The 23,299-nt window shown below is 46.3% G+C and carries 22 protein-coding genes and 1 riboswitch; of the genes, 4 read left to right on the plus strand and 18 right to left on the minus strand.

Features of this window, described 5'->3' with window-relative positions:
- Positions 1-126: 126 nt before the first annotated feature.
- Entirely contained in the window at positions 127-1,026 is a 900-nt protein-coding gene (locus P855_RS0113480) for an AEC family transporter (RefSeq protein WP_028784058.1), read from the minus strand.
- Between the two features lie 143 nt (positions 1,027-1,169).
- The gene (locus tag P855_RS0113485) at positions 1,170-2,024 is read right to left on the minus strand and encodes a MurR/RpiR family transcriptional regulator (protein ID WP_028784059.1); all 855 of its coding nucleotides are present in this window, start codon (positions 2,022-2,024) and stop codon (positions 1,170-1,172) included.
- A gap of 194 nt (positions 2,025-2,218) precedes the next feature.
- On the opposite strand from P855_RS0113485, the gene gntK reads away from it, so the two are divergent.
- Genes gntK through gnd form a run of 3 tightly spaced genes read left to right on the plus strand, consistent with a single transcriptional unit; the run spans position 2,219 to position 6,065 of the window.
- On the plus strand, positions 2,219-3,778 hold the full coding sequence (gntK, locus tag P855_RS21025; RefSeq protein ID WP_051353229.1) for a gluconokinase: 1,560 nt from the start codon (positions 2,219-2,221) through the stop codon (positions 3,776-3,778).
- A 16-nt stretch (positions 3,779-3,794) separates the two neighbouring features.
- The gene (locus P855_RS0113495) at positions 3,795-5,144 is read left to right on the plus strand and encodes a GntP family permease (protein ID WP_028784060.1); all 1,350 of its coding nucleotides are present in this window, start codon (positions 3,795-3,797) and stop codon (positions 5,142-5,144) included.
- Between the two features lie 24 nt (positions 5,145-5,168).
- Positions 5,169-6,065, plus strand: coding sequence for a phosphogluconate dehydrogenase (NAD(+)-dependent, decarboxylating) (gene gnd / locus P855_RS0113500; protein WP_028784061.1), 897 nt, complete (start codon positions 5,169-5,171; stop codon positions 6,063-6,065).
- A gap of 63 nt (positions 6,066-6,128) precedes the next feature.
- On the opposite strand, the gene P855_RS21030 is transcribed toward gnd, so the two are convergent.
- The 9 genes from P855_RS21030 to P855_RS0113545 all read right to left on the minus strand — a co-directional run bounded on the left by P855_RS21030 (position 6,129) and on the right by P855_RS0113545 (position 13,801).
- Complete coding sequence (locus P855_RS21030; protein ID WP_051353230.1) at positions 6,129-6,311, minus strand: anti-repressor SinI family protein; 183 nt, start codon at positions 6,309-6,311, stop codon at positions 6,129-6,131.
- A complete protein-coding gene (locus tag P855_RS21035; protein WP_037986069.1) occupies positions 6,308-6,529 on the minus strand; it encodes an anti-repressor SinI family protein in 222 nt (73 codons plus the stop codon). The genes P855_RS21030 and P855_RS21035 overlap by 4 nt, the downstream gene beginning before the upstream one ends.
- Positions 6,489-6,592: riboswitch (cyclic di-GMP riboswitch) on the minus strand. It overlaps the preceding gene by 41 nt.
- 316 nt (positions 6,593-6,908) lie before the next feature.
- Complete coding sequence (gene murQ / locus P855_RS0113515; protein WP_028784062.1) at positions 6,909-7,817, minus strand: N-acetylmuramic acid 6-phosphate etherase; 909 nt, start codon at positions 7,815-7,817, stop codon at positions 6,909-6,911.
- Positions 7,818-8,810, minus strand: coding sequence for an N-acetylglucosamine kinase (locus P855_RS0113520; RefSeq protein ID WP_028784063.1), 993 nt, complete (start codon positions 8,808-8,810; stop codon positions 7,818-7,820).
- Positions 8,797-9,621, minus strand: coding sequence for a carbohydrate ABC transporter permease (locus tag P855_RS0113525; RefSeq protein ID WP_028784064.1), 825 nt, complete (start codon positions 9,619-9,621; stop codon positions 8,797-8,799). Before P855_RS0113525 ends, P855_RS0113520 begins: the two co-directional genes overlap by 14 nt.
- 12 nt (positions 9,622-9,633) lie before the next feature.
- Positions 9,634-10,521: a carbohydrate ABC transporter permease gene (locus tag P855_RS0113530; RefSeq protein ID WP_037986272.1), complete on the minus strand. Its 888-nt coding sequence runs from the start codon at positions 10,519-10,521 to the stop codon at positions 9,634-9,636.
- 105 nt (positions 10,522-10,626) lie between these two features.
- Complete coding sequence (locus P855_RS0113535) at positions 10,627-11,916, minus strand: ABC transporter substrate-binding protein (RefSeq protein WP_028784066.1); 1,290 nt, start codon at positions 11,914-11,916, stop codon at positions 10,627-10,629.
- Between the two features lie 26 nt (positions 11,917-11,942).
- On the minus strand, positions 11,943-12,959 hold the full coding sequence (locus tag P855_RS0113540; RefSeq protein WP_028784067.1) for a serine hydrolase domain-containing protein: 1,017 nt from the start codon (positions 12,957-12,959) through the stop codon (positions 11,943-11,945).
- Positions 12,956-13,801, minus strand: coding sequence for a MurR/RpiR family transcriptional regulator (locus tag P855_RS0113545; RefSeq protein WP_028784068.1), 846 nt, complete (start codon positions 13,799-13,801; stop codon positions 12,956-12,958). The genes P855_RS0113540 and P855_RS0113545 overlap by 4 nt, the downstream gene beginning before the upstream one ends.
- Positions 13,802-14,108: 307 nt before the next feature.
- On the opposite strand from P855_RS0113545, the gene P855_RS0113550 reads away from it, so the two are divergent.
- On the plus strand, positions 14,109-14,846 hold the full coding sequence (locus P855_RS0113550; protein ID WP_028784069.1) for a CBS domain-containing protein: 738 nt from the start codon (positions 14,109-14,111) through the stop codon (positions 14,844-14,846).
- A 110-nt stretch (positions 14,847-14,956) separates the two neighbouring features.
- Here the strand turns inward: P855_RS0113550 and P855_RS0113555 are convergent, their stop codons facing one another.
- The 7 genes from P855_RS0113555 to fabZ all read right to left on the minus strand — a co-directional run bounded on the left by P855_RS0113555 (position 14,957) and on the right by fabZ (position 23,052).
- Positions 14,957-18,022, minus strand: coding sequence for an efflux RND transporter permease subunit (locus tag P855_RS0113555; RefSeq protein ID WP_028784070.1), 3,066 nt, complete (start codon positions 18,020-18,022; stop codon positions 14,957-14,959).
- Position 18,023: 1 nt separating this feature from the next.
- Positions 18,024-19,370 (minus strand): efflux RND transporter periplasmic adaptor subunit, encoded by a 1,347-nt coding sequence (locus tag P855_RS0113560; RefSeq protein WP_028784071.1) that lies wholly within the window; start codon positions 19,368-19,370, stop codon positions 18,024-18,026.
- A gap of 22 nt (positions 19,371-19,392) precedes the next feature.
- Complete coding sequence (locus P855_RS0113565) at positions 19,393-20,271, minus strand: TetR/AcrR family transcriptional regulator (protein ID WP_028784072.1); 879 nt, start codon at positions 20,269-20,271, stop codon at positions 19,393-19,395.
- A gap of 238 nt (positions 20,272-20,509) precedes the next feature.
- Complete coding sequence (locus tag P855_RS0113570; RefSeq protein WP_028784073.1) at positions 20,510-21,130, minus strand: hypothetical protein; 621 nt, start codon at positions 21,128-21,130, stop codon at positions 20,510-20,512.
- A 185-nt stretch (positions 21,131-21,315) separates the two neighbouring features.
- Positions 21,316-21,783 (minus strand): competence protein ComK, encoded by a 468-nt coding sequence (locus P855_RS0113575; protein ID WP_028784074.1) that lies wholly within the window; start codon positions 21,781-21,783, stop codon positions 21,316-21,318.
- A gap of 256 nt (positions 21,784-22,039) precedes the next feature.
- Positions 22,040-22,324: a hypothetical protein gene (locus P855_RS0113580; RefSeq protein ID WP_028784075.1), complete on the minus strand. Its 285-nt coding sequence runs from the start codon at positions 22,322-22,324 to the stop codon at positions 22,040-22,042.
- 305 nt (positions 22,325-22,629) lie between these two features.
- The gene (gene fabZ / locus P855_RS0113585; RefSeq protein WP_028784076.1) at positions 22,630-23,052 is read right to left on the minus strand and encodes a 3-hydroxyacyl-ACP dehydratase FabZ; all 423 of its coding nucleotides are present in this window, start codon (positions 23,050-23,052) and stop codon (positions 22,630-22,632) included.
- Between the last annotated feature and the right edge of the window lie 247 nt (positions 23,053-23,299).

Genomic DNA, 23,299 nt, shown 5'->3' on the forward strand with positions numbered 1-23,299 from the left:
CTCTTAATCTAGGTCTATCATATCACACTATTATAGCACACTATCTGACAAAATATTACATGATTTCCGTGATATTTAAATACCCCGGAGCCCTCCAATATATGGAGGGCTCCGGGGTTTTAGGACTCAGGCTCCTAATAATATCAGCAGGATTGGAATGGTTAACAGACTAAGAAGCGTGGTGACGAGAGTGATGCTGGATACAAGTCCCGGCTTGGCATCGAATTGAAGAGCATACATTGTCGTAGTAGCTGCTGATGGACAGGCGGCGGCTACTATCAACACGTTAGCCATCATCGGATCCATCGGCAGGACCAGTGTCAAAACATAAGCGATTAAGGGTGATGCAAGCAGCCGGACGAAAGCAGCATAGCTGATTTTCATCCAGTTCATATTTTTAACCGTTATTTCAGCAAGCTGCATGCCCAAAGTAATCATCATCGTCGGTATCGTTGCATCTCCGACCAGGGTGATGACTGACATCAGGCTCCCCGGAACCGGAATGGAACCAAGGTTCATTACTAAAGCTGCAAGCACTGCATAGGTCGGTGGCATCTTCAGGACAGATTGGAATGCCAGCTTAATGCCGGCACTTCCTCTGGCTGCGTAATAAACGCCAAAAAAGTTCATGATGATTGCCTGCAATACCATAAACGACACAGCATACATAAAGGCTTCTTTCCCAAAAGCGAACAGGATAATCGGTGTTCCATAATTCCCGGAATTCATGAATGCAGTAGACAGGATCATACCGCTCTCAGTCGCCTGGTCATAGTTTCTGATTTTAGCGGCCAATTTGTTAATAACTATGATCGCGGCAAGCAAAATCGCAGCAAAAGCGAGCATCATGACGTATTCCTGATTGAGTTCTGCTTCATAGAACGTCTTGAAGACAAGGTTTGGGAGCATGATATAAAGCGTGATGGTTGCGAGCGATTTTATATCCAGACGGGCAACGAGCTGAATTACGTAACCGGCAGCAAAGATGAGCAGTACCGGAAATACTACCTGGAGAAAAACTGCCATGTAATCGTTCCTATTCTATTATTATGTAAAGGTTGTGCGTTCATATCGGATGTTCCTTTCTAGTTTAGTACCATTTAATTTCCCGTTTTTAAAAATTTTTCCCACGGAATAAAGCCCATCCTCTTTCCCATCTTAAACCCTTCCTATATTCGTTTCCTGGCAATTGCTTTCCGCATTTTTGCCAATGCTTCCTGAGACTGATTTTTCCTTTTGACACTGTAATTGACATACAGTGCATCGAGGATGGACAGTTCAGCAAGCCTGGAAGACAGTGCTTCGGAACGGTAGCCCGTCTCAGGAGCTACGGTATACAGACATACATCGACTGCTTTGCTGAATGGCGACTTTGCGTAATTGGTAATACCAATCGTTTTGGCACCGGTATTCCTGGCAACATCGATAACTTCCAGCAAATCCTTATTTGCACCGGTATGGGATATACATAATGCTACGTCCTCTTCTGCCAGTTGGGATGCCGCCATCAATTGAACATGAGTATCGGTATAGGCATGACTGGGCAGACCGCTGCGCATAAATTTATGCTGTCCATCCTGTGCAGCCACCCCGGAGCCCCCATTTCCATAAAAATGGATTTGCTTGGCGCCAAGGATGTAGGTTAAGGCTTTTTGAAAATTTTTTTCATTTTGTATTTCTCTCGTATATTCAATAGCATTGATGTTTGCCTGAAAAACTTTTTTCATGATCTCCATTTCGGAGTCGTTTTCATCAATTTCTTCATGGATGTCTTTGATCGGACTGACCAGTTCGGAGGCCAGGGCGATTTTCAGCGCCTGATATCCTTTGAAACCGAGCCGCTTACAGAAGCGGAATACAGTTGCGTCAGCTACTTTCAAGTCATCTGCGACCTGGTTGATGGATGAATGGACGATTTTTTCCGGATTGGAAATGATGTAATCCGCAATCTGCTTTTCTTTTTCACTGAATTGCTGATAGGTCGATCGAACTCGCTGCATTACGTGTGAAGGCGCTTCAGCCACAATGTATTCCCCCTTTTTCAAGACATGTAATCAGTTTAAACGATTTACAATTTAATGAAAAGTAATCTGATGAAATATTTTTTCACAATAATGAGTTGTATCAAAAAAAATTTATTGTATAATCGTAGTCAAAGAAAATAATTTTCATTGTTATATTTTAATCTGAAAACGCTTTATAGTTTGGAGGGAAATGGATGAAAACATCTGTCGTACTTGCTATAGATATCGGCACCACCAGTACGAAAACGCTCGCATACGATACTGCGGGACAGATTTGGGCCGAAGTGGAACAAGGGTACCCGCTTTACTCCCCTGTTCCAACCCATAAGGAACAGGATGCGGAAGAGATCTATCAGGCAGTGATATATACACTACAGGAGGCAGCAAAAAAAGCCGCCGGTAAAAGCGCTTCCATTACAGGCATCAGCTTCAGCGCCGCCATGCACAGTCTGCTTGCCCTGGACGAAAACGGAAGGCTTCTGACCAATGTCATCACCTGGGCAGACCAGCGATCAGTGGAAGAGGCAGAAACATTAAGAACAAATGGCGGTCATGAAATTTATCTCAGAACCGGAACACCAATCCACCCTATGTCGCCACTCACAAAGCTGTTATGGTTCCAAAATCGTGAGCCTGGAATTTTCGCCAAGGCGGATAAATGGATATCCATCAAAGAATATATCATTTACCGCTGGTTTCATCGCTTTGTCGTCGATTATTCGATTGCTTCCGCATCTGGATTTTTCCACTTGGAAAACCTGGAATGGGATCAGGAAGCATTGGAGCTGGCCGGAATTACAGAACAACAGCTATCCAGGCCGGTACCTACGACACAAATCATCAATGGAATGGACGACGAATTGGCAGAACGCCTTCACCTCCCGTCTGGCACACCAGTAGTCATTGGAGCCAGCGACGGCGTGCTCGCCAACATTGGCGTGGGGGCCATCGATCCAGGTATTGTCGCCTGTTCAATTGGAACGAGCGGCGCTATCCGCACGGTGGTAGACCGTCCGACCGTTGATCCGAAAGGGAGGATTTTCTGTTATGCCCTGACTGATGAACAATGGGTGATCGGCGGCCCGATCAATAATGGCGGGATCGCTTTCCGCTGGGCTCGTGATGAGCTGTACCCTGACCTCCAGAACATTCAGGATGGAGAGGTTTACAATGAGCTCACCAGGCGCGCCGAAAAAATCCGCCCAGGGGCTGATGGTCTGTTGTTTCTCCCTTATCTGACTGGAGAACGCGCCCCATTCTGGGATGCAGATACGAAAGGTATGTTCTTCGGCTTGACGTTGAACCACGGCCGTAACCATATGGTGCGAAGCGTACTGGAAGGTGTGATGTTCCAGATGTATTCGGTCGTAATCGCCCTTATTGAAGCAGGTGTTGAGCCAAAGGAATTCCGGGCCGGCGGCGGATTCGCCCGTTCAGAATTATGGAGGCAGATGATGGCTGATATTTTCGAAGCAGACATCGTCATTCCAGAGAGTCACCAGAGTTCATGCCTCGGAGCTGCCTGGCTGGCGATGAATGCACTCCGGATGGTTGATGACATTTCCAGCGTCAAACAGGTCATCCACACGAAAGTGAAACACAGCCCGATTGAAGAAAACATTCATGTCTATCGGGACCTGAAACCAATATTTTTGCGGCTTGCCCGTCAAATGGGCCAAGAGTTCAAAGCGATCTCTGACTTCCAGCGGAAGCATGGTCACGGGGATCAGAAACTATCAACTAAGTTAGACTAGAAAGGGGATTTTTGAAATGGATTCAACTGCAGGACTGATTATTACCGCCGTCCTCGGTGTTTTATTGCTATTATTTTTGGTTATGCGTACGAAACTGCAAGCGTTCATCGCGCTCCTGCTCGTCAGTATCATCATTGGACTTGTTGTCGGTATGCCGTTACAGGATATCATCAGTACGATAGAAAAAGGAATGGGCGGTACGTTAGGGTTTATCGCCGTTATCATCGGCCTTGGCGCCATGTTCGGGGAAATGCTCCGGGTATCCGGCGGTGCCGAACGACTCGCCTTGACGCTCATGGATAAGTTCGGCGAAAAGAACATCAGCTGGGCTCTCGGCCTGACAGGTTTTATCGTCTCTATTCCGGTATTTTTCGATGTTGCGCTGGTCATCCTTGCTCCAATCCTGTACAGCCTGCAACAGAGAACGAAAAAATCGCTCTTGTATTTTGGTATCCCGCTATTAGCCGGTCTTGCCGTCACCCACAGCTTCATCCCGCCGACACCGGGACCAATTTCGGTCGCATCCCTGCTTGGCGCAGACCTTGGCTGGGTCATTTTGTTCGGCTTTATGGCTGGTATTCCGGCTATGATCATTGCCGGTCCGATCTTCGGTAAGTATATCGCTAAAAAAATCCATGTCGGTGTGCCAGAATATATGATGGAACAAATCAGAGAAACAGAGTACGACCGTGATCTCCCGAGCTTCAAAAGTGTCGTCGGTATCATTACCCTGCCACTGGCTTTGATTCTGCTCAATACGACTGCCAGCCTGGTGCTTGCGGAAGACAGCCAGCTGCAAAGCATCCTGACCTTCATCGGTCACCCATTCGTAGCTCTGACTGCTGCGGCATTGCTAACCTTTTATGTCTTCGGTTACAAACGTGGATATAAAAAGGAAGAAATTCAGCAGATCACAACAAAAGCATTGGAACCAGCCGGTATCATCATCCTCGTCACCGGGGCCGGTGGGGTCTTCGGCGAAATGCTGATCACTTCTGGTATCGGGGACATACTTGCTGACTTGATGAAAGATGTTCAAATGCCACTGATCATATTCGCCTTTATTACTGCGACGATTGTTCGAATTGCACAAGGATCCGCGACGGTGTCGATGATTACTGCAGCCGGACTGGTTTCACCATTGCTCGATTCGTTCCAGGTCAGTGAACCGATGCTTGGTCTATTAGTAATTGCCATTGCTTCCGGTGCAACGGTCGTATCCCATGTCAATGATTCAGGTTTCTGGCTTGTCAACCGTTACTTCGGCCTGACGGAAACCGAGACTTTGAAATCCTGGACAGTGATGGAAACACTGATCGGACTTGTAGGATTTGGTGTAGCACTTGTGTTAAGTATGTTTGTATAAAATAAGAGAAAAGAGGTTTGCGATATGAAAGCAGGTTTAATCGGTTTAGGAAAGATGGGCTTCAACATTGGAGCCCAGATGCTGGAAAAAAATCATGAAGTTGTTGCTTATGATGTTAATGAAGAATCCATCGAAAACTTTAAAAAAGAAGGCGGCAGCGGTGCCGGGTCCTATCAGGAGCTTGTTGATCAGCTCGATACCCCGCGTGTCATCTGGATGATGGTACCTGCCGGGGAAATCACCGACCAGGTGATCGAAGAATTGTCCCCATTGTTAGCGGAGGGGGATATCCTGATTGATGGCGGCAACTCCAATTATAAAAAAACTTTGGCCAATCATGAGAAGCTGAGCGCTAAAGGCATCCAGTTTTTCGATGTCGGCACGAGCGGCGGGATTTCAGGTGCCCGTCATGGAGCCTGCTTCATGATCGGTGGCGACAAAGAAACTTTCGGTGTCATCGAGCCGTTGTTCCGCGACTTATCTGTCGAAGATGGCTACCTTTATACCGGAAAAGGCGGCAGCGGCCACTTCTTGAAAATGGTTCACAATGGCATTGAATACGGCATGATGGCCGCTATCGGTGAAGGGTTCGAGCTGCTGGAAAAAAGTCCGTTCGACTATGACTACGAAGAGGTTGCGAAAGTATGGAACCACGGTTCCGTCATTCGCAGCTGGCTGATGGAACTGATGCAGGACGCTTTCCGTAAAGATGCCAACCTCGATGAAATAAAAGGGGTTATGAACTCTTCCGGAGAAGGAAAGTGGACGGTCGAAACAGCACTTGACTTCGAGACTCCAGCTCCAGTTATAGCCCTTGCACTGATGATGCGCTATCGCTCACAGGAAACCGATACGTTCACAGGAAAAGTGGTATCCGCCCTTCGTCACGAATTCGGAGGCCACGCTACTGAGAAAAACTAGATTTTCTAAAAACAATAACCCTTGCAAAAGCCGGGTCTTCCCCGTCCTTTTGCAAGGGTTTTATTAATTTTGCTTCCTTTTCCATTTGTTGAACTCAAGATACTCTTTGAATTGCTCTTTCGTGACACCTGACTCCAGCGCTTCCTTTCCGAGTTCCATCCAGCCTTTGTCTAAATACTGCTCTTCCTGTTCGCCGTGAAGTATGTAATGGATCGAAACATCAAGTACAGCGGCAGGAAACTTCATCTGTTCAACGAATTTTGCTTATCTGTTTTCATCAAAGAAAAGAATGCCCTGATATCATCTCTGCTCATTCCCAGCTCCCTTGCCTCTTTCATCAATTCCACCCATTCCGTGTCCAGCTCTTCTGTTTTCGCCTGTTTTGAAATTGTCATCGTTTTTGATCCTCCAATTAATAGTCTTCCAGGCAGTCCAGCCGCCATAGTAGCATTTTCCGTGAACAAAACTTCCCCCTTAGGCCTGCGACTTTGCGCCCTCATTTTTCAACAAGTTTGCCGTTTTCTGAAGAATTTGTCTTATTTATTAAGAAAAATATACTATAGAAAGCTTGTTAATGTTTGTAGATTTTTGTCAGGCAATCAGTTCTAGTTTTGTCGAATGATAAAAATTGGAAATTTAATAGGGTTTAAGGGGGTGTTTTTGAGTAATTAGACCTATTGCGAGGCTGGTGATAGAGTAAAAGGAAAAAACTATTGATTTAAGGTCCCGCCCTGCCGGTTTTCCTATAAAGAGAAACGCCCAGGAAGGGTTCCTGGACGTTTCTCGCTTCTATTCTATTATATTGCTGATTAATCGGTGATAAATTCTTTCTGCTACACCCTGTTATTGGTTTTTCAACCGTTTGACTGCTGCTGAAAAATGTTCATTTTCTTCTTTTAGGATAGTTAATGCTTTATCCGCTTCGATTCGAAACATCAGCATCAGGATCGCGATTCGTGCATCTCCCCCCGCCTGGGAGCTTGCCTCGCGTGCTTCTGATTCAGAAACACCGGTCAGCTCCTGGATGATGGATACCGAGCGCTGCTTCAGTTTTTCGTTGGTCGCCTGGACATTCACCATTAAATTTTTATAGACTTTTCCGGTTTTGACCATGGAGGCGGTCGAAAGCATATTCAGGACCATTTTCTGGGCAGAACCTGCTTTCAGCCTGGTCGATCCGGTCAATACTTCAGGTCCGACTAATGCTTCGATCGGATAGTCGACTGCTGCCGACAATGGTGTATTGTCATTGCAGGTCAGTCCGATCGTTTTTGCTCCAAGTCGTTTGGCTGCGTCGACGGCGCCCAATACATATGGCGTGCGCCCGCTTGAAGCAATACCTACTACGACATCTTTTGGGCCAGCCGCTTCCTGGATCGCTCTCTCACCTTCGTCCCAGTCATCTTCCGCATTTTCGATCGCATGCCTCAGCGCATGATCGCCACCGGCGATGATACCCTGGACCAGGGTTTCCGGGACCCCGAATGTGGGCGGACATTCGGATGCGTCAAGTACACCCAGCCTGCCGCTCGTGCCAGCTCCTATGTAGATCAACCGGCCGCCTTGATTCAATGCGGCGACAATGATATCAATCGCTGCTTCGATTTGCGGGAGTTTTTTTTCAATAGCAGCAGGGACTGTGCGGTCTTCCTCGTTCATCAGTCTGATGATTTCCATAGTCGATAATTCATCCAGTTGGTGGGACTTGCTATGTCTTGATTCGGTTAACGTTCTTTCTTTTGTGTCACCCATTCATTCAGCCCCCAATTTCTCTGTTTTTGATTGGACTTGCTTATATGATTCTTTCATGGTGGTTATCATCGTATCGGTCACCGATATACCTGCTTCAAGCAATGCGCAGCAGTACGCACCAACGGCCGGCGGCATTTCCGTTTGTAAAAATTCAACCTTCGGATGGAAACGTGTATCGCTTTTGTTTCGGAATAATTCCGTAAAATATCGCGATTGAAAAACGCCGCCTGCCAGAACGACCGGTGTTGCAGTTTGTGCTTTTTTCCTATGGGCTTCGATCAATTGTAACAGCTCTTCGATTGCAGTGCCGACAATGCTTTCGGCCACTGTATCGCCCTCCGATACGGCCGCTATCACATCATTTGCTGTCGAGGCGATCACCTGCCTGGGGTATTCATGTTCATAAATGAACGTGATCATCTCTTCCGGGCTTTTTAAACCAAATCGTTTCAATAAACGATCCCTCAATATTGTTTTTTCCTGCCTGCCATCATACGCTTGCATGACTGCCTGTAGACCGCGCCTGCCAATATCATACCCGCTTCCTTCATCGCCAAGCAGGTAGCCCCATCCGCCGGTTCGTAACGGATCAGCCCCGGGCTGGAACGAATAAATGATCGAACCGGTCCCGGCAATCAGGACGGTCCCTTGTTTAGAAAAAGTCGTGCCAGCCAAAGCGGCGATGGCATCATTTTCTACGGTAACCGGACTGTCAGCACCGACAATGTCACGCATCCATGATTTCCAGCGATGCTTATCTTCCCTGCGGTCGCCTCCAGCTGCCGCTACAAAAATATGCTCCGGGATAGGGTTGATAGAGCCTTTAAGCAACTGATGGACCGTATTTCTCACCTGGGTTTCCTTTCGTGACTTCAAGTTCGTGGACGCTCCTGTTTTCGACAACATCACATTTCCGGTCTCATCACCGATGACAAGCTCTGTTTTCGTGCCTCCGCCATCCATTCCGATAAAGTATCTGTTATTTGATGGCACCGGCAGTCAGTCCTTCCATGAACTGTTTTGAAGCGATGAAGAAAAGAATCATCATCGGCAGCGAAGATAATGTCAGTCCTGCGAATAACGCTCCCCAATCGGCAGAATACTCACCGAACAACGACAGCATCCCGACTGGAATCGTCTTTTTCATTTCATTCGAGATGAAGATGAGCGGGAAAAAGAAATCGTTCCACGCCTGAATGAAGTTGATGATCATGACCGTTCCAAGCGCCGGACGCATCAATGGCAAGAGGACATTCCATAAAATCCGGAGATCGGTCGCGCCATCGATCCGGGCCGCTTCTTCCAGCTCGATCGGCATTGTCCGGAAAAAACCTGTCAAAATCAATATCGACAACGGAATTCCGGTGGCCGTGTAAATGAAGATCAATGACCATAACGAGTTGGTCAGTCCAAGGTCTTTCATCAAAATGAATAATGGCACGATTCCTAATTTGATCGGAATCATCATCCCCATCAGGAAAAAGAAAAATAAAGCGTTATTCCACCAGAAGGTGTACCGGGCGATATAGAAAGCCGCAAGCGAGCCACAAATCAATATCAACAGTACTGCTGTCACACTTACGACGACGCTATTATAGAAGTATGTCATGAACGGTACTTGCTCAAGCAGGTTCCGGTAAGGCTCCAGGCTGAAGCTTTTCGGAAGGGACAACGGGTTCATGAAAATTTCGTTGCTTGGCTTGAAGGAGGACATGATCATCAGGAATATCGGATACAAACTGATGGATGCGACTACAAAAGCAATGACGTAATACAGCGGTCTGGTCCAGATGTTTTGTTTCATGTTCATCCCCTCCTACATTTCTACTTCTTTTTTCCTCATGAAATAAAGCAAAATTGCTGTGAAAACCGAGATAAATAGGAACAACACGACTGCCAATGCCGACCCTAACCCAATTGCAGACGATCCGCCGCCGGATGACCCGCCGAACGCGAGACGATAGAAATAGATTGCCAGTGTGTCGGTTGAATGGTATGGCTCCCCTTGCGACCCCTGCATGGCATACACGAGCTCGAATGCCTCGAACGACTGGATGAATGTCAGTACAGTGATGATAGTGATCGCAGGCATCATCAATGGGATAATGATTTTGCTCATCATCTTCCACCCTTTCGCGCCATCCAACGTCGCAGCCTCAATCAATTCGTGGGGGATCGATTGCATACCCGCCAGGAAAATCAAAACAGCAAACCCTAAACCGAACCACGAGTTTACGAGAATGATAGCTGTGAGTGCCGTATCCGGATCGCCAAGCCACGCTTTTTGCAGCGATTCCAAACCGAATTTTCCTAAAATCACATTGAGTGCCCCGAAGTTCGGGTTCAAGATCAGTTTCCAGAGGAAACCGACAACGATAATCGATAGTAGACGAGGCATGAAGAAGGCGATTTTGAAGAATTCCGCCCCTTTGATTTTTTTATAAATGATGAATGCGAGTATGAATGCCAGCCCGTTCTGTGCAATCAATTGTCCTGTGAAGTAAACGATATTGTGCTGGAAAGCATTCCAGAATAACTCTTTATATGGCTCCAATGAAAATAGAGCCTGGAAGTTTTCCAGTCCGATGAATGCACCACGGACGAGTCCATCCCAATCAAATAAACTGTATGTAAATGCAGCAAGAATTGGATAAACAATAAATAGTCCATAAATAGCTAAGGCGGGAATAGGGAAAAGATGGATAGCCCATCTTTTCCATTTCCTTTTGGTTTTCGTTTTTGCAGCTGGCTTGTTGACAGCTTTGACTTGAGATTCAGCAGTATTCAACGTATTCACCGCCTTGAATAATTATTTTTGAAAAGGCTCGTAGTAGCTTTCCGCACTTTTCTGAACTGCTTCGGCTACTCCTTCAGTTGTCTGTTCTCCTAAATACATACCTTGCAGTTCTGTTTCCAATGTCGCTTTCGTTGATGGATTTCCTTTTGCGAAATGAACCAGAATCAAGTATGGCGTTGAGTTTTGCTCTGCCGCTTTGGCTAGATCGCTGACCAGCTGGTTATCGGATTGGACACCAGGTACAGCGCTGACCATGCTGAATTCTTCCGTGAACATTTGACCGAACTCTTCTGTCGTCATCCACTCTAGGAACTTCTTCGCTTCTTCTTTATGTTCAGAGTTAGCATTGATCGCATATGACCCGTCGACCCAGGTAGTAATGGTCGGTTCTTTGCCGTCTGCTGATGGCATCATGAAGAAGTCAAGCTGCAGGTCAGGGTTCATTTCCTTCAATACTTCGATTTCCCAGCTTCCCAACGGGAACATCGCTGCTTTTTCTGTGAAGAATAAGGTACGGATGTCTTCCATTCCAAGTCCTTCATAGTTGTCCGGGAAGTAAGCTTTTAATTCGTCCATCGCCTCGATAGAAGCCTTGAACTCATCACTGACAAAATTGGTTTCTCCGTTTTCAATTTTTTCAACGAATTCGTTAGCTCCATATTGAGATGGTCCGACGATTCCGTGCATCAAAGACATCAGCCAGCCTTCTTTGGTACCCATCGCAAGTGGCGTGTACCCTTCCTTTTTCAAAGTTTCATTGATTTCAATGAACTCTTCGTAGGTTTGTGGTTCTTCCAATCCCAGTTCATCAAAAATCTTCTTATTATAGAACATTTGCGTCGTACTCATGTTCAACGGAACACCATATTGCGTACCATCAGAACCTTGCGCTGCCATTAAAGATGATTCAGGGAATGTATCCAATCCATTAAGATCGTCAATCGGCTCTAGGTAACCTGCATCAGCAAGCTCAGCACCCGCTGCATAAGGACGAAGCTGAAGGATGTCTGGTCCTTCTCCACTTTTCAACTCTGTGTTCAGAATCGTATTGTATTCGGTATTTTTCGATGGTTTGAACTCTAACTTGATGTCAGGATGCTTTTCGTTGAAAGCTTCAAACAGCTTTTCGTACTTTGCTGTATCTTCCGTCCGCCAGCTCCCCACTTGCAATGTGACGGTGTCTCCGCTGCCTTCGTTACTGCTGTCTCCGCCTTCTTCTGACCCTGCATCTGACGAACAGCCGGTTAAAATCAAAATGAACGCTAAAAATCCAATCATCCAACCTTTCGTGATTTTCCCCATTTTCTTACCTCCTGTAAAAATGATTTTTATTTTGCAAAACATTGATGCACATGACTGTGTAATTCTTTTCGAATCGTTTTCAGGTTATGGTTTCTTCCATAATGCACGACATTCGTCAGCAAAACGGTGATGATTTCATCCTTAGGGTTGATCCAGAGGCTCGTGCCTGTGAATCCGGTATGGCCGAAGGATCCGGGCGGCCAATGTTCTCCACATGAAGGCGGGTCCCCTATCCTGTTCCAAACCTCCCAGCCGAGTCCGCGTCCCTGTTTATGTTCCTGGCAGGCTCCTTTAAGTAAGTACGGGTCAATTACAGCCTGGGAATCAGGGTAGAGCCATTTCAGCCCGTAGGCCTCCATGTCTTCAGCGGTAGTGAACAATCCGGCGTTTCCGCTTACGCCGCCCATTTGGAATGCTTTTTCATCATGGACTTCCCCCTGAAGGTACTGCCCGTTGTCCCATTCGGTCGAGGCTGTTTCCATCTTCTGTTTTTCCGTTAGTAGATATGTAGTGTTTGGCATGTTCCAGCGTGGGTAAAGCTCTGTTTCTACCAGGTCATTTAAGGGTTTGGCCGTGACTCTTTCGATCACTTTCCCCAGCAATATCATGCCAAGGTCTGTGTATTTCACTGTCTCACCAGGCTTGGTAACAAGTGTCGAAGCGAGCAATTCATGAAAGATATTCCGTTTATGCCAACGGCTTTTATGAGATAAGTCGGCGGATAATCCTGCTGTGTGGGTCAAAAGATGATAGATGGTGATGGACTTGAAGGTGAATTCCGGGATGTAGTGTTGAACCGGTGCATGAAGGGCCAGTTTTTCCCGATTAATGAGATAAAGAGCTGCCGGCAGGGTTGCCATCACTTTCGTCAATGAAGCTGCATCAAACCAGGTAGACGTTGTGGTTTTCCTGCTGGTCCCGTCTCTGGCCTGGTAACCCCCGAACGCCTCAAAATATTTCCGCTCCCCTTTGACATTAACAAGAACAACGGCGCCGGGGACCTCCCGATTTTCGACGAGATGGTGCATGTAGGATGTGATCACTTAATCATTTTCACCACCTTTCTTGTTTTATCAAGAGCTTCGATGTTAGCCGCCTGATTGGAACGCGTAATTCCAAGAAACAAAATATCGATGACATTCAACTGAGCGATTCGTGAACTGGTGGCACCACTTCGGATATTTTTTTCAAGTGAGGTTGTATATAAAGCAATGTCAGCCAGTGAAGATACTGGGTTCTCACCCATTTTTGTGAGCGTGATGATCGTCGCACCATTGTCTTTGGCGACCTTCAATGATTCGTATATATCGCGAGTCTGGCCGCTGTAGGAGACACCGAATGCGACGTCTTCTTTGGTCAGGTTGGCGGAAATCGTCAGCTGGGCATCAATATCGAGACCAACTTCACACCAGTTATCGATCCTGGTCAGCTTCTGCTTGAAATCCTGTGCGATGAAACCGGAAGCACCAATGCCGTAAACCGCAATCTTGCGGGCTTTGGTCATCAATTGGATGGCTGCTTCCACATCTTCCGGAGCCAGGATGTTCAGCGTATTTTCCAATGACTGGATATTATTATAGGAAACATTGTTGATCAGCGACTCGATAGAATCGTCATCGGGGATGTCCTGGTATTTTTCTGTCGATGTTTCAAAAACAGCCATTTCTCTTGCGATGGTCAACTTGAGTTCCTGAAAACCCTTACATTTAAGTTTTTTAGAAAGCCGGATGATTGTCGCTTCACTCACTTCGGTTTTTTCTGCAAGCTTCTGGATCGATAAATTCACTACTTCGTCGGGATGCCGCAAAATGTAATCGGCTACTTTCTTTTCCGAGGGCTTGCAGCTGTCCAGTGCTTCCTGGATAAAAATCAATTGATTGCTCATATGCTTTGCTCCAATTTCTAATATTTTAACTTACTGTATATCTTACAAAATAATATTACTTAATACAATACAATTAATGAAACTTTATTACATTTTATTGCTATTTGGTCACTAATATGCAAAAAAACAGACAATGACCGGCCGTGTCTCCTATTTGAGAGACATCCAGTTCCGCCTCGGTATCAGGCATTTATCGTGATTTAATTGTGTATCTTCTCTACGTACTGCCATCCCTGATGTTTTTTTAATCCGGATTCCGTTATAATAAGAGGAAACATCATTTTTACATACAAAGTAGGTGTCAACGATGGACGGATCCAGACAAGAATTGGAGCTCGCGGAACGATTCGAGATTGCATTCAATCAAATTCACCAGCAATTGAAAATGATCAACGGGTATCCAAAAAACGACAATTTCATGGAACTGCTTCAACGCTCCAAGATAAAACATAGTGTCATCCGGCATCATTTTGACAATTTAAAACAATATGCGAAGCTGCGAAATGCGCTCGTCCATGAAAAAATACGCGATGATTACTACATTGCCTACCCGCACCGGGAAGTCGTGGAAGAAATAGAAAAAATTAAACAAACGCTTGATCAGCCGCCAAAAGCGATCGATGTTGCGACACGGCCTGTGCTTTTTTTCAAATCGAACTCTCATCTGACAAAAATTGTCGAGGCATTCAATCGTTTCAAAGTCTCCCAATTCCCTATTTACGGAGAGGATCAGCAGTTTCTGGGGCTGTTGACGAATGACGGGGTTGTGCGCTGGCTGTCCCGTAACATGCATAACGACTGTATTCAGATGGGCGAGGTCCGTGCTTCTGACATTTTGAAGCTGGAAAAGAATCATAACGTCCGTTTTTTAAGCGAAAAAAACTCCATCTTCGATCTGGAATCTTCATTCGAACGCAGTTTCGAGCAAAACCTGAAATTGAAAGCAGTCATTATTACAGGGGATGGTTCCCAGCATAGTAAACCCCTTGGAATCGTCACAACCTGGGACCTGATCAAAATTGACCGCTACGGAGACGAGAATTGACATGTTCATAAAAAATACGATGAAAAACCCGTTTGATTGTTTATCCAATCAAACGGGTTTTCGTTTTAAATGAATTTGCGTATCACATCGCTGGCTTTTGGCACACAGCCTTACTTATCTTTCCGGAACCAGCCCGTAACTTTATCGGAAAGGTCGTCGAAATAGGTATAGACGACCGGGATCAACAATAACGTGAATAAGCTGGAGATCGTCAATCCGAAAATGATGGTGACAGCAAGCGGCTGCTGGGCTTCTGCCCCCTGGCCGAGACCAAGGGCGAGCGGAATCATCCCGAGAACAGTCGTCAAGGTCGTCATCAGAATCGGACGCATTCGGCTTGGACCGGCTTCTAAAATCGCTTCGTAGCGGTCAATGCCTTTTCTGCGCAATATGTTGATATAGTCTACGAGTACAATCGCATTGTTAACGACAATCCCCGCAAGCATGATGATACCGACGAATGCCGGCAGACTCAATGGCAAGCCGGTTGTGAACAAGCCAAGCATGACACCGATGATTATGGTCGGAAGCGAAAACATAATGATTAACGGGAACAGGAAGTTCTCGAATTGTACAGCCATGACGGCATAAACAAGGAAAATTGAGAATACAAGCGCCAATGCCAAGTCTCCAAAGGCTTCCTGCATATCCTGCGCCTGGCCGCCGATTTCATAACTGTATTCATCGGGAAAATTCAAGCGCTCCAGTTCCTTCCTGATATCTTCTGTCACACTTCCAAGGTCGCGTCCGACAATTTCACTTTCTACGTTGACCTGGCGCTGCTGGTTTTCACGCAGCAAAGTAACCGGTCCCTGTACTTGTTTCAGTTCTGCCACACTGGCAAGCGGAATCAATGAGCCGGTCGGTGTCTGCAGGGTCATGCCTTCCAGATCGGCAATCGTCCGGCGCTCTTCTTCCGGCAAAATCATCCGGACATTTATTTCGTCGGTTCCATCCCGGTAACGAGTCGCTACCTGACCGTTGAATCCGAGCTCAACCTGGCTGAGCACCTGCTGGTAGCTGAGACCGTACTGAGCCGCTTTGTCACGGTCGACCTGGACTTGCATTTCCGGGCGTCCCTCGTTGGTGGAAGACTCCGGGTTATGGACCCCGTCTACATCTTCTATCATGTAGACGACCTGTTCAGCCAGTTCACTTAAGACCTCGTAGTCCGGTCCATTCAACTGAATTTGAACAGGGGCTCCTGTTCCAAGACCTGCTCCAATTTCACTGACGGCGATCTCCGCTCCAGGCACCCCGGAAACGTCTTTATCAATCGCCTGCATGATTTCACTAGTGCTCCGCTCCCGGTCGTCCGGCCCGACAAGCTGCATCGTATAAGTGGCTTCATTGGCGGACGATGAAAAACTTTCGAATCCACCGCCTCCGATAGTCACATAATTTGTTTCGATGACATCTTCATAGGCTTTTAGTTTTTCATTCACTTTTTCTGTAACTTCTTCGGTTGTCGAAAGCGATGTCCCGGCAGGAGCCGTCACACTGATCTCGATCTGCCCCTGGTCTGACGGGGGAATGAATTCAGTTCCGATCATCGGAACAAGGAACCCGCTGCCTGCAATCGCTAACAGGGTCACGAGAACGGTCGTTTTCCTCCACTTCAACACCCGACGCAGCATGGACTGGTAGCCATTGTTCACTTTGGCTAAAAAGCGGTCGAACCAGTACCGTCGTCCCGATGTCTGTAATGGTTTCGTCAATAGCTTGGAAGATAGCATCGGAATCAAGGTTACTGATACAATCAAGGCGGCAATCAGTGCAAAGGAAATGGTCAAAGCAAGCGGCGTGAACAGCTCTGATGCAATTCCTTCTACGAAAATGATCGGCAGGAACACGACGATCGTTGTCGTCGCCGATGCAATAACGGCTGGTGCGAGTTCCGACGCGCCCTCTTTTGCTGCTTCCATCATGGAATATCCTTGCTGCCGGTAGTTGACGATGTTTTCCAGAATGACAATGGAACTATCGACCATCATCCCGATTCCCAGCGCCAGTCCTCCCATGGTAAGGACGTTCAACGTTTCCCCGGTGAAGTACATCAAGGTGAACGTTGAAATGATGGCAATCGGTATCGATATTCCGATGACCAGCGTGGCACGGATACTTTTTAAAAATAAGAGTAAAACCAGAACAGAAAACACCCCGCCGATGATGATATTCATCATCACCGAATCGATCGACTGGGTGATGAATTGAGAAGTGTCCAGCACGACTTTCATGTTGACATTCTCCGGAAGACGTTCTTTGATATCTCCCATGGCGGATGTAACATTATTCGCCGTTTCCACGGTATTTCCATCTGATTTTTTCAAGACTGACAAAACTACGGATGCCTGGCCGTTAACCTTGGAAATCGTTGAAGTGTCTTCATAGGTATCTTTCACATCTGCAATCTGATCGAGGCGGATTTGCGCCCCGCCTTCTGTTTGCAATAAGGTATCTTTGATTTCCTGCACAGATTCGAACTCACCGGCGATTCGTATCTGCAGGTCTTTATCTCCTTTTTCAACCGCCCCGGCGGAAGCCGATTGGTTTGCGGCGTTCAAAGTCTGAATGATGGTCTGGCTATTAAGCCCATATTCGTTCATCTGACCGCGATCGATCAGGACACGGACTTCCCGGTCTTTTCCTCCTTCAATACTGACAGAGGCTACGCCTTCCTGACGTTCAAGAAAAGGGACAACCCGGTTCTCTGCGATTTGCTGCAATTCTTCCGGACTGTCACCGGTTAGGCCGACCCACATGACAGGAATTTGCTGGGGGTCAAAACGAAGCACGTTCGGTTCGCCTGCTCCTTCAGGGAGCATCCCCTTCACCTGATCGACTTTTTCACGGACATCCAATAGTACGTTATCCAGGTTGACTCCGGTATTGAACTGCATGAACACGATGGATGCTCCAGTTTGCGATTGTGATTGCACGGTTTCCATGCCCTCAATCGCACTAACCGACGATTCAATTGGTTCACTGATCAATTTCTCCGTTTCCTGTGGTGCTGCTCCCGGATAGTTGGTAGATACGACCGCAATTGGCAGATCGATTTCCGGATACAAATCGATAGCCAAATTTCGTAAGGACATGATGCCCAGAGCTAATATGGCCAGCACAATCATAATGACGCCGACCGGGCGTTTGACGGATTCGTTTACGAGTTTCAAATCAGGCATCCTCCTTTATGATGCTGACTTTAGCTCCATCTGTCAGGGTCAATTGCCCGGTGGTGACGATTTCAGCTCCCGCTGTAATTTCACCTTCGATCGCAGTGGTTTCAGACTGTGCTTCAACGACGGTCACTGCAATTTTCTTTGCTTTCTCCTCAAGGATTTGGTAGATATACGCTTCTCCACCTTCTTCTACTACTGCTTCCGTCGGGACTAGGAATGTATCAGCTACGACGGTCTCCGGAAGCAGGAAGGTCGCCATCATGCCTGGCTTAACCTTTTCTGATTCATTGGCAATTGTCGCTTCCACAGGGTACAAACCCGTATCATTTGGCACGGAGGCGACATACTCCACCGTAGAGGTGATCGTTTTCTCCACCCCATTGATTTTCACATCAATTTCCTGACCTTCTTCAAACAGGTTGAGCTGGTCTGCTGTCACGGCAGCTTCAGCAGTCATCGGATTTAATGCGACAATCGCGCCGATCGGCTGCTGATTGGACACCATATCACCAACCCGTGCTTCCAAAGAAGTGATTTCACCTGTGGCCCCTGCGTAAATGGTATTGTTGGAAGCCTGCTCCTGGGCCTGGTTCAATTGGACCTGCGCCTGCTCAACTTGAAGTTCTGCCTGTTCGACACCAACTTCAGCCTGGTTGAGCTGAGACTGCGCTTGATCTACTTGCGCTTCAGCCTGCTCGATTTCCGCAGAAGAAGGTACGGTCTGATTTTTCGCCTGCTCATACTGGGCATAGGCCTGGTCTGCACGGCTTTTCGCCTGTTGATATAAAACTTCCGGAATCGTACCTTCATCCGCTAACTTTTTCGTCTGATCGGCAAGCTCTTTCGCTTGTTCATATTGCTGATAGGCCGCCTGTATCTGTCCTTTAGACTGTTGGGCCTGTGCCTGCCGGGCCTGCTTAGCTGCAGCTAATTGCTTTTTCGCGTTTTCTACGCCGAGTGCTGCCTGCCGTCTTGAAATCCGGGCGTTTTCAAGCTGTTTCCCTGCCTGCTGTACGGCATTTTTCTGCAGCTCCACCTGGCTCTGTGAATTCTGTGCATCCACCTGACCGATGGCATCACCCTTTTTTACACGGTCCCCTTTTTCCACATTCAAAGCAACCAGCTCTCCAGGTGAACGCGGGATGATCTGCGAGGTAGTTGCCGGCGTGGTCCGTCCGACAATTTTACGCTCGATACGTAAATCTCCTTTTTCTACGACAGCGGTTTCTACCGGTGTAATACGCTCGACTTCTTCTGCCTGCTCGCTATCATTATTGGAACAGCCGCTGATCAATCCCAGCAAAAGTACCGCCAGGACCACCGGACCTAATAATTTTTTCATAAAAAAGACTCCTCTCACTTTCTTAAATCAATTCGATGTTCAAGTCCTGGGCGATTTGCTGGCATTCTCTTTGAAAAACAGTTATCCCGGTAAAATGGGAAAGCATGCCCTGGAATAAAATGTGCTGCGGCTGGTCTTTCTTGATTTCGTTAAGCAGCACATCGATGGCGCTATGCAAGTCTTCCCGCTTTTGCTTCGGCATTTTCAGTGTATCGATTTTCCCCCGCATCACCGTCAGCTTTTCTTTCACCCTGCTATGGGGATCCTGCTCTTTAAATGTAGGAAAATGCCGGATAACATCATCTAAACCTATCAACGGTTCCGTCTCTTTTTTCAGCATACCCTCGACAACATCGACAATACGTTCCTGGATGAATGAGGCAAGCCTTTGTGGCTCGACCTCGAGATCGTCAATGACCAGCCATTTTGCATAACCATTCAGTATGCCTTCCATCAATATCGAACTATCAACAATATAGTCTTCAATCGCTGAACCGAATAGTTCCTTCAGATTTTCACTCGTCCAGCGAAAACTCTCCATTTTCATTTCAAGTAGAAAGTCATCGACCTGAGGAGTGAGCGAGATATTATCTCTCAGGTGCATCAGAATGAAATCTTTATTCTCCATCAGGCTCGTGAGGAGCATCTCGATCTGACGCGTCATTTTGACCTTGGGATCAAGGTCCATCTGACGCACTTCCTCCACTTTATCCATCATTTGCTGGTAATAAAATTTATAGATAGACAGCGTTAAATCTTCTTTGGAATCAAAATGCAGATAAAAAGCCCCTTTAGAAACACCACTCTGCGTAGCGATTTCCTGTATGGAGGTGGCATGGTAGCCTTTTTGGGCAAACAACTTCATTCCTGATTCAATCAGCTGCCGCTTCCGTTCGTTCATATGTATTCCCTACTTTCCTCACTATCTGACCAGTCAGTCACAACAAGATTAATCGTACTAAAATCTGGAGGATTTTTCAATTACTAATCCATTATACTGTTTGCAATAAAACTGCTTCCCGACAATTTATGATGACGCAACCTCGGATATTTTCTTATCCTTTCATCGTTAAACAATATTAAACTTCCTAGACATCAAAAAAACCGGATGACTAATAAGTCATCCGGTCTGTTACGTTTCAGGAAAGATGTCTCCCTAATTCTGATACCATCAGATCCAGCTTTTTCACTTTGGAAAGGCTGCTTTTAGGAAAACGTTTATCAAAGTTATCAAACATTACTTGCAAACTCTCTTCGTCCAATAGCTCGCTATACGTATCAAAGGTATGGCGATACTGGTTGATATACCTTTTCATTTTTTTATAGAAGCTATTCAAATGATACGTCGATGAAAAATCGAACGCCTTGGCTACATCACTATCATAAGTAGGAAAATAACCGTTTAGTGTATGTAGCATTGCCGTCGCGAGCGGAAATTGCATCGTCGGATTGCCTTTATGGTTCTTCACTTCGTAAAGGTCGGTCACGACACGGACGATATTCGGCCGTTTTTCATTCCTTTGGTTCTCCATAATTTCAAAGAAACGATCCTGGAATTCCTCGGTCAGGCTCGGATTGTCCAACTTATAGAAATAACGGAAGTTGAACTGGAAGACAAGATCCTTCGTGACATCCGTCTTTTTGAAGCGGTCATGCAGAAAGTGATAGACATCTATTTTTTCTGGGTCGATGTTATTGATTATGGTTTCCTGATCATCAAGCAGGAGGTCTTTGATGTCAGCTGCCGTTCTATATTTCATCCGAATCACCTCTCCTATTCATTTTCCCTTTACCAACAGCGGGAAAACTATCAATTTTTCCCATAAAGCAGGCTCAGTAAAGCGTTTCCACGGGTATGATATGTTGTTTTCATCTTACCATAAAAACCCCGCGGGAAAAACGAAAGGGCTATTCAGAAATGACAAAAACCTCGTTCTTCTGAAACTTATGTATAGTGTTTCCGATTTACCAGACGGGCAGCCAGATTATATTGACGTGAAAAGGAAGATTTCGAGATGTCAATCTGATAGGTAGTATTGTCTGTAAAAAGGATTTCCATCTTGCCAGTGGAAATGACCCGCTGGTCTTTGACATGATGGTATGCGATCCAAACCTTTTCCCCTAATACATTAGAACGTAGAGGGAACATCACAATATTGGATGGTGCACTCACTTCCACCGGCAGTTTTTTATCCGTTTGTAAAAAAGCTCTGGAAAAATCCCTCCGGCCATTAAAGGAGGCCCCATACAAAAGGCAACTATTATCAAGAATTTTTTTAACGCTCTTGTTGGTACAAATAACATGACTTTCTTCTCTTACGAAGGTGGATACTTTATTTCCTGTTACATTCGGTTTTAACATCATGGTATCCTGATTTATTAAATAATCGGAGGCTACTTCAACACATTCCACATCTCCATCCCCTTTTTCTCTCTTTTCTATTACATAAGACTATATTACTATACCAAAGGTCCGCGAAATTCATCATATCGTGTCAGATTTGTGAACAATAACCATATTGTCCATATAATGGTTAATTCTTGTCAGTCATTACTTAAAACTAACTTGCCTGAGGTGCAGCACCCGACGCTCGGCGGCCGGATCGACCTGAAAGGGTGACTCCAAACAAAAAAGTCAGAAGCTGCCTGCCACAGCCTCTGACTTTTCCTCATTCGTTATTATTTTCTCCATTATCCATGGTATCTTCGTTTGTCATATCTTCTTCAGCCTGCTCCCCTTCTGCATCCATGTCCTCGGTTTCATTCATTTCTTCATCAGCAGCTTCCCCGTTCTCTCCATTTCCTTCTGTATTACCTTCCTCTTCTTCCATGTCACCTTCTTCATTTTGTTCCGTTCCGTTGTTACCTGCATCATCTTCTGCCGTAGCACATGCGCCCAGCAAGAAAATCGCTAAAGTAGCCGCACCAAGTTTCATCCACCATTTATTAATCATCATTTATTCCTCCTATTCAAGATTTATCACGCCTATCTTTCCCAATTTGTCATAAATAAACCACGTACAAGTAATTTTCTGGCCAAAAAAAAACGCCCCGCCATCTGGCGAGTCGCTTGATTCTCACGAATTGCTTACCGGTGGATGCTTGCCGCGGGCACGACCTCAGCTAACTTGGTCAAGAAAATCACTTGACCAAGTGGATCTTCGGCTCGCGCTGTTCCCTCAGGCGTCCACCGAACGCTTATCGTGCAGTCCACAGTGGGATCGTTTATTGGCTTTCAAAGTGAAAGACCATTTTCTTCTTATTTCAAAGCGAACATGATTTCAGCTTCACAAGCGAGCTCACCATCGACGGTCGCTTTTGCTTTTCCTTTTCCCATCGGTCCTTTGGCTCTTACGATTTCCACCTCAAGCTTCAGGCGGTCGCCTGGCTGAACCTGGCGCTTGAAGCGGCACTTGTCGATGCCTGTGAAGAAGGCAAGCTTGCCCTGGTTATCTTCCTTTTTCAGCATTGCGACTGCTCCGACTTGTGCAAGGGCTTCTACGATCAATACCCCAGGCATGACGGGATAGTCCGGAAAATGTCCCTGGAAAAATGGCTCATTGACTGTGACATTTTTATAGCCGACCGCGCGCTCTCCTTCCACTACTTCTTCAATCTGGTCGATCAATAAGAAGGGGTAACGGTGCGGGATGATTTCTTTGATTTCGTTTATGTTCATCATATGTAACAATCTCCTTTCGATATCAACTATGCCTATTATATACATGTTTGTCTGTTTCGACAAAGAATCATGAAGGGAGGTCCGTTACCATGAAAGGGATAGGATGGTCCGGGAAACAACTCGCTTTCCAGCTGCATCGCCTAGACACTCGCGACATAAGCAGTCCATCAACGGGAAGAAAGAACACTTCCCTTTTGCTGTTCTGCTTATGCGTGTCGTGTCTCCCAAGGCGATTACGCATTTATTT

It is taken from the genome of Thalassobacillus devorans MSP14, from assembly GCF_000496835.1.
Lineage (GTDB): Bacteria > Bacillota > Bacilli > Bacillales > Halobacillaceae > Thalassobacillus > Thalassobacillus devorans_B.

Excerpts from the sequence above, each read along its gene's own strand:
- P855_RS0113480 (WP_028784058.1), bottom strand. The coding sequence starts at position 1,026 with ATGGCAGTTTTTCTCCAGGTAGTATTTCCGGTACTGCTCATCTTTGCT.
- gntK (WP_051353229.1), top strand. The coding sequence starts at position 2,219 with ATGAAAACATCTGTCGTACTTGCTATAGATATCGGCACCACCAGTACG.
- P855_RS0113495 (WP_028784060.1), top strand. The coding sequence starts at position 3,795 with ATGGATTCAACTGCAGGACTGATTATTACCGCCGTCCTCGGTGTTTTA.
- gnd (WP_028784061.1), top strand. The coding sequence starts at position 5,169 with ATGAAAGCAGGTTTAATCGGTTTAGGAAAGATGGGCTTCAACATTGGA.
- P855_RS21030 (WP_051353230.1), bottom strand. The coding sequence starts at position 6,311 with ATGAAGTTTCCTGCCGCTGTACTTGATGTTTCGATCCATTACATACTT.
- murQ (WP_028784062.1), bottom strand. The coding sequence starts at position 7,817 with ATGGGTGACACAAAAGAAAGAACGTTAACCGAATCAAGACATAGCAAG.
- P855_RS0113525 (WP_028784064.1), bottom strand. The coding sequence starts at position 9,621 with ATGAAACAAAACATCTGGACCAGACCGCTGTATTACGTCATTGCTTTT.
- P855_RS0113535 (WP_028784066.1), bottom strand. The coding sequence starts at position 11,916 with ATGGGGAAAATCACGAAAGGTTGGATGATTGGATTTTTAGCGTTCATT.
- P855_RS0113545 (WP_028784068.1), bottom strand. The coding sequence starts at position 13,801 with ATGAGCAATCAATTGATTTTTATCCAGGAAGCACTGGACAGCTGCAAG.
- P855_RS0113550 (WP_028784069.1), top strand. The coding sequence starts at position 14,109 with ATGGACGGATCCAGACAAGAATTGGAGCTCGCGGAACGATTCGAGATT.
- P855_RS0113560 (WP_028784071.1), bottom strand. The coding sequence starts at position 19,370 with ATGAAAAAATTATTAGGTCCGGTGGTCCTGGCGGTACTTTTGCTGGGA.
- P855_RS0113565 (WP_028784072.1), bottom strand. The coding sequence starts at position 20,271 with ATGAACGAACGGAAGCGGCAGCTGATTGAATCAGGAATGAAGTTGTTT.
- P855_RS0113570 (WP_028784073.1), bottom strand. The coding sequence starts at position 21,130 with ATGAAATATAGAACGGCAGCTGACATCAAAGACCTCCTGCTTGATGAT.
- P855_RS0113580 (WP_028784075.1), bottom strand. The coding sequence starts at position 22,324 with ATGATTAATAAATGGTGGATGAAACTTGGTGCGGCTACTTTAGCGATT.
- fabZ (WP_028784076.1), bottom strand. The coding sequence starts at position 23,052 with ATGATGAACATAAACGAAATCAAAGAAATCATCCCGCACCGTTACCCC.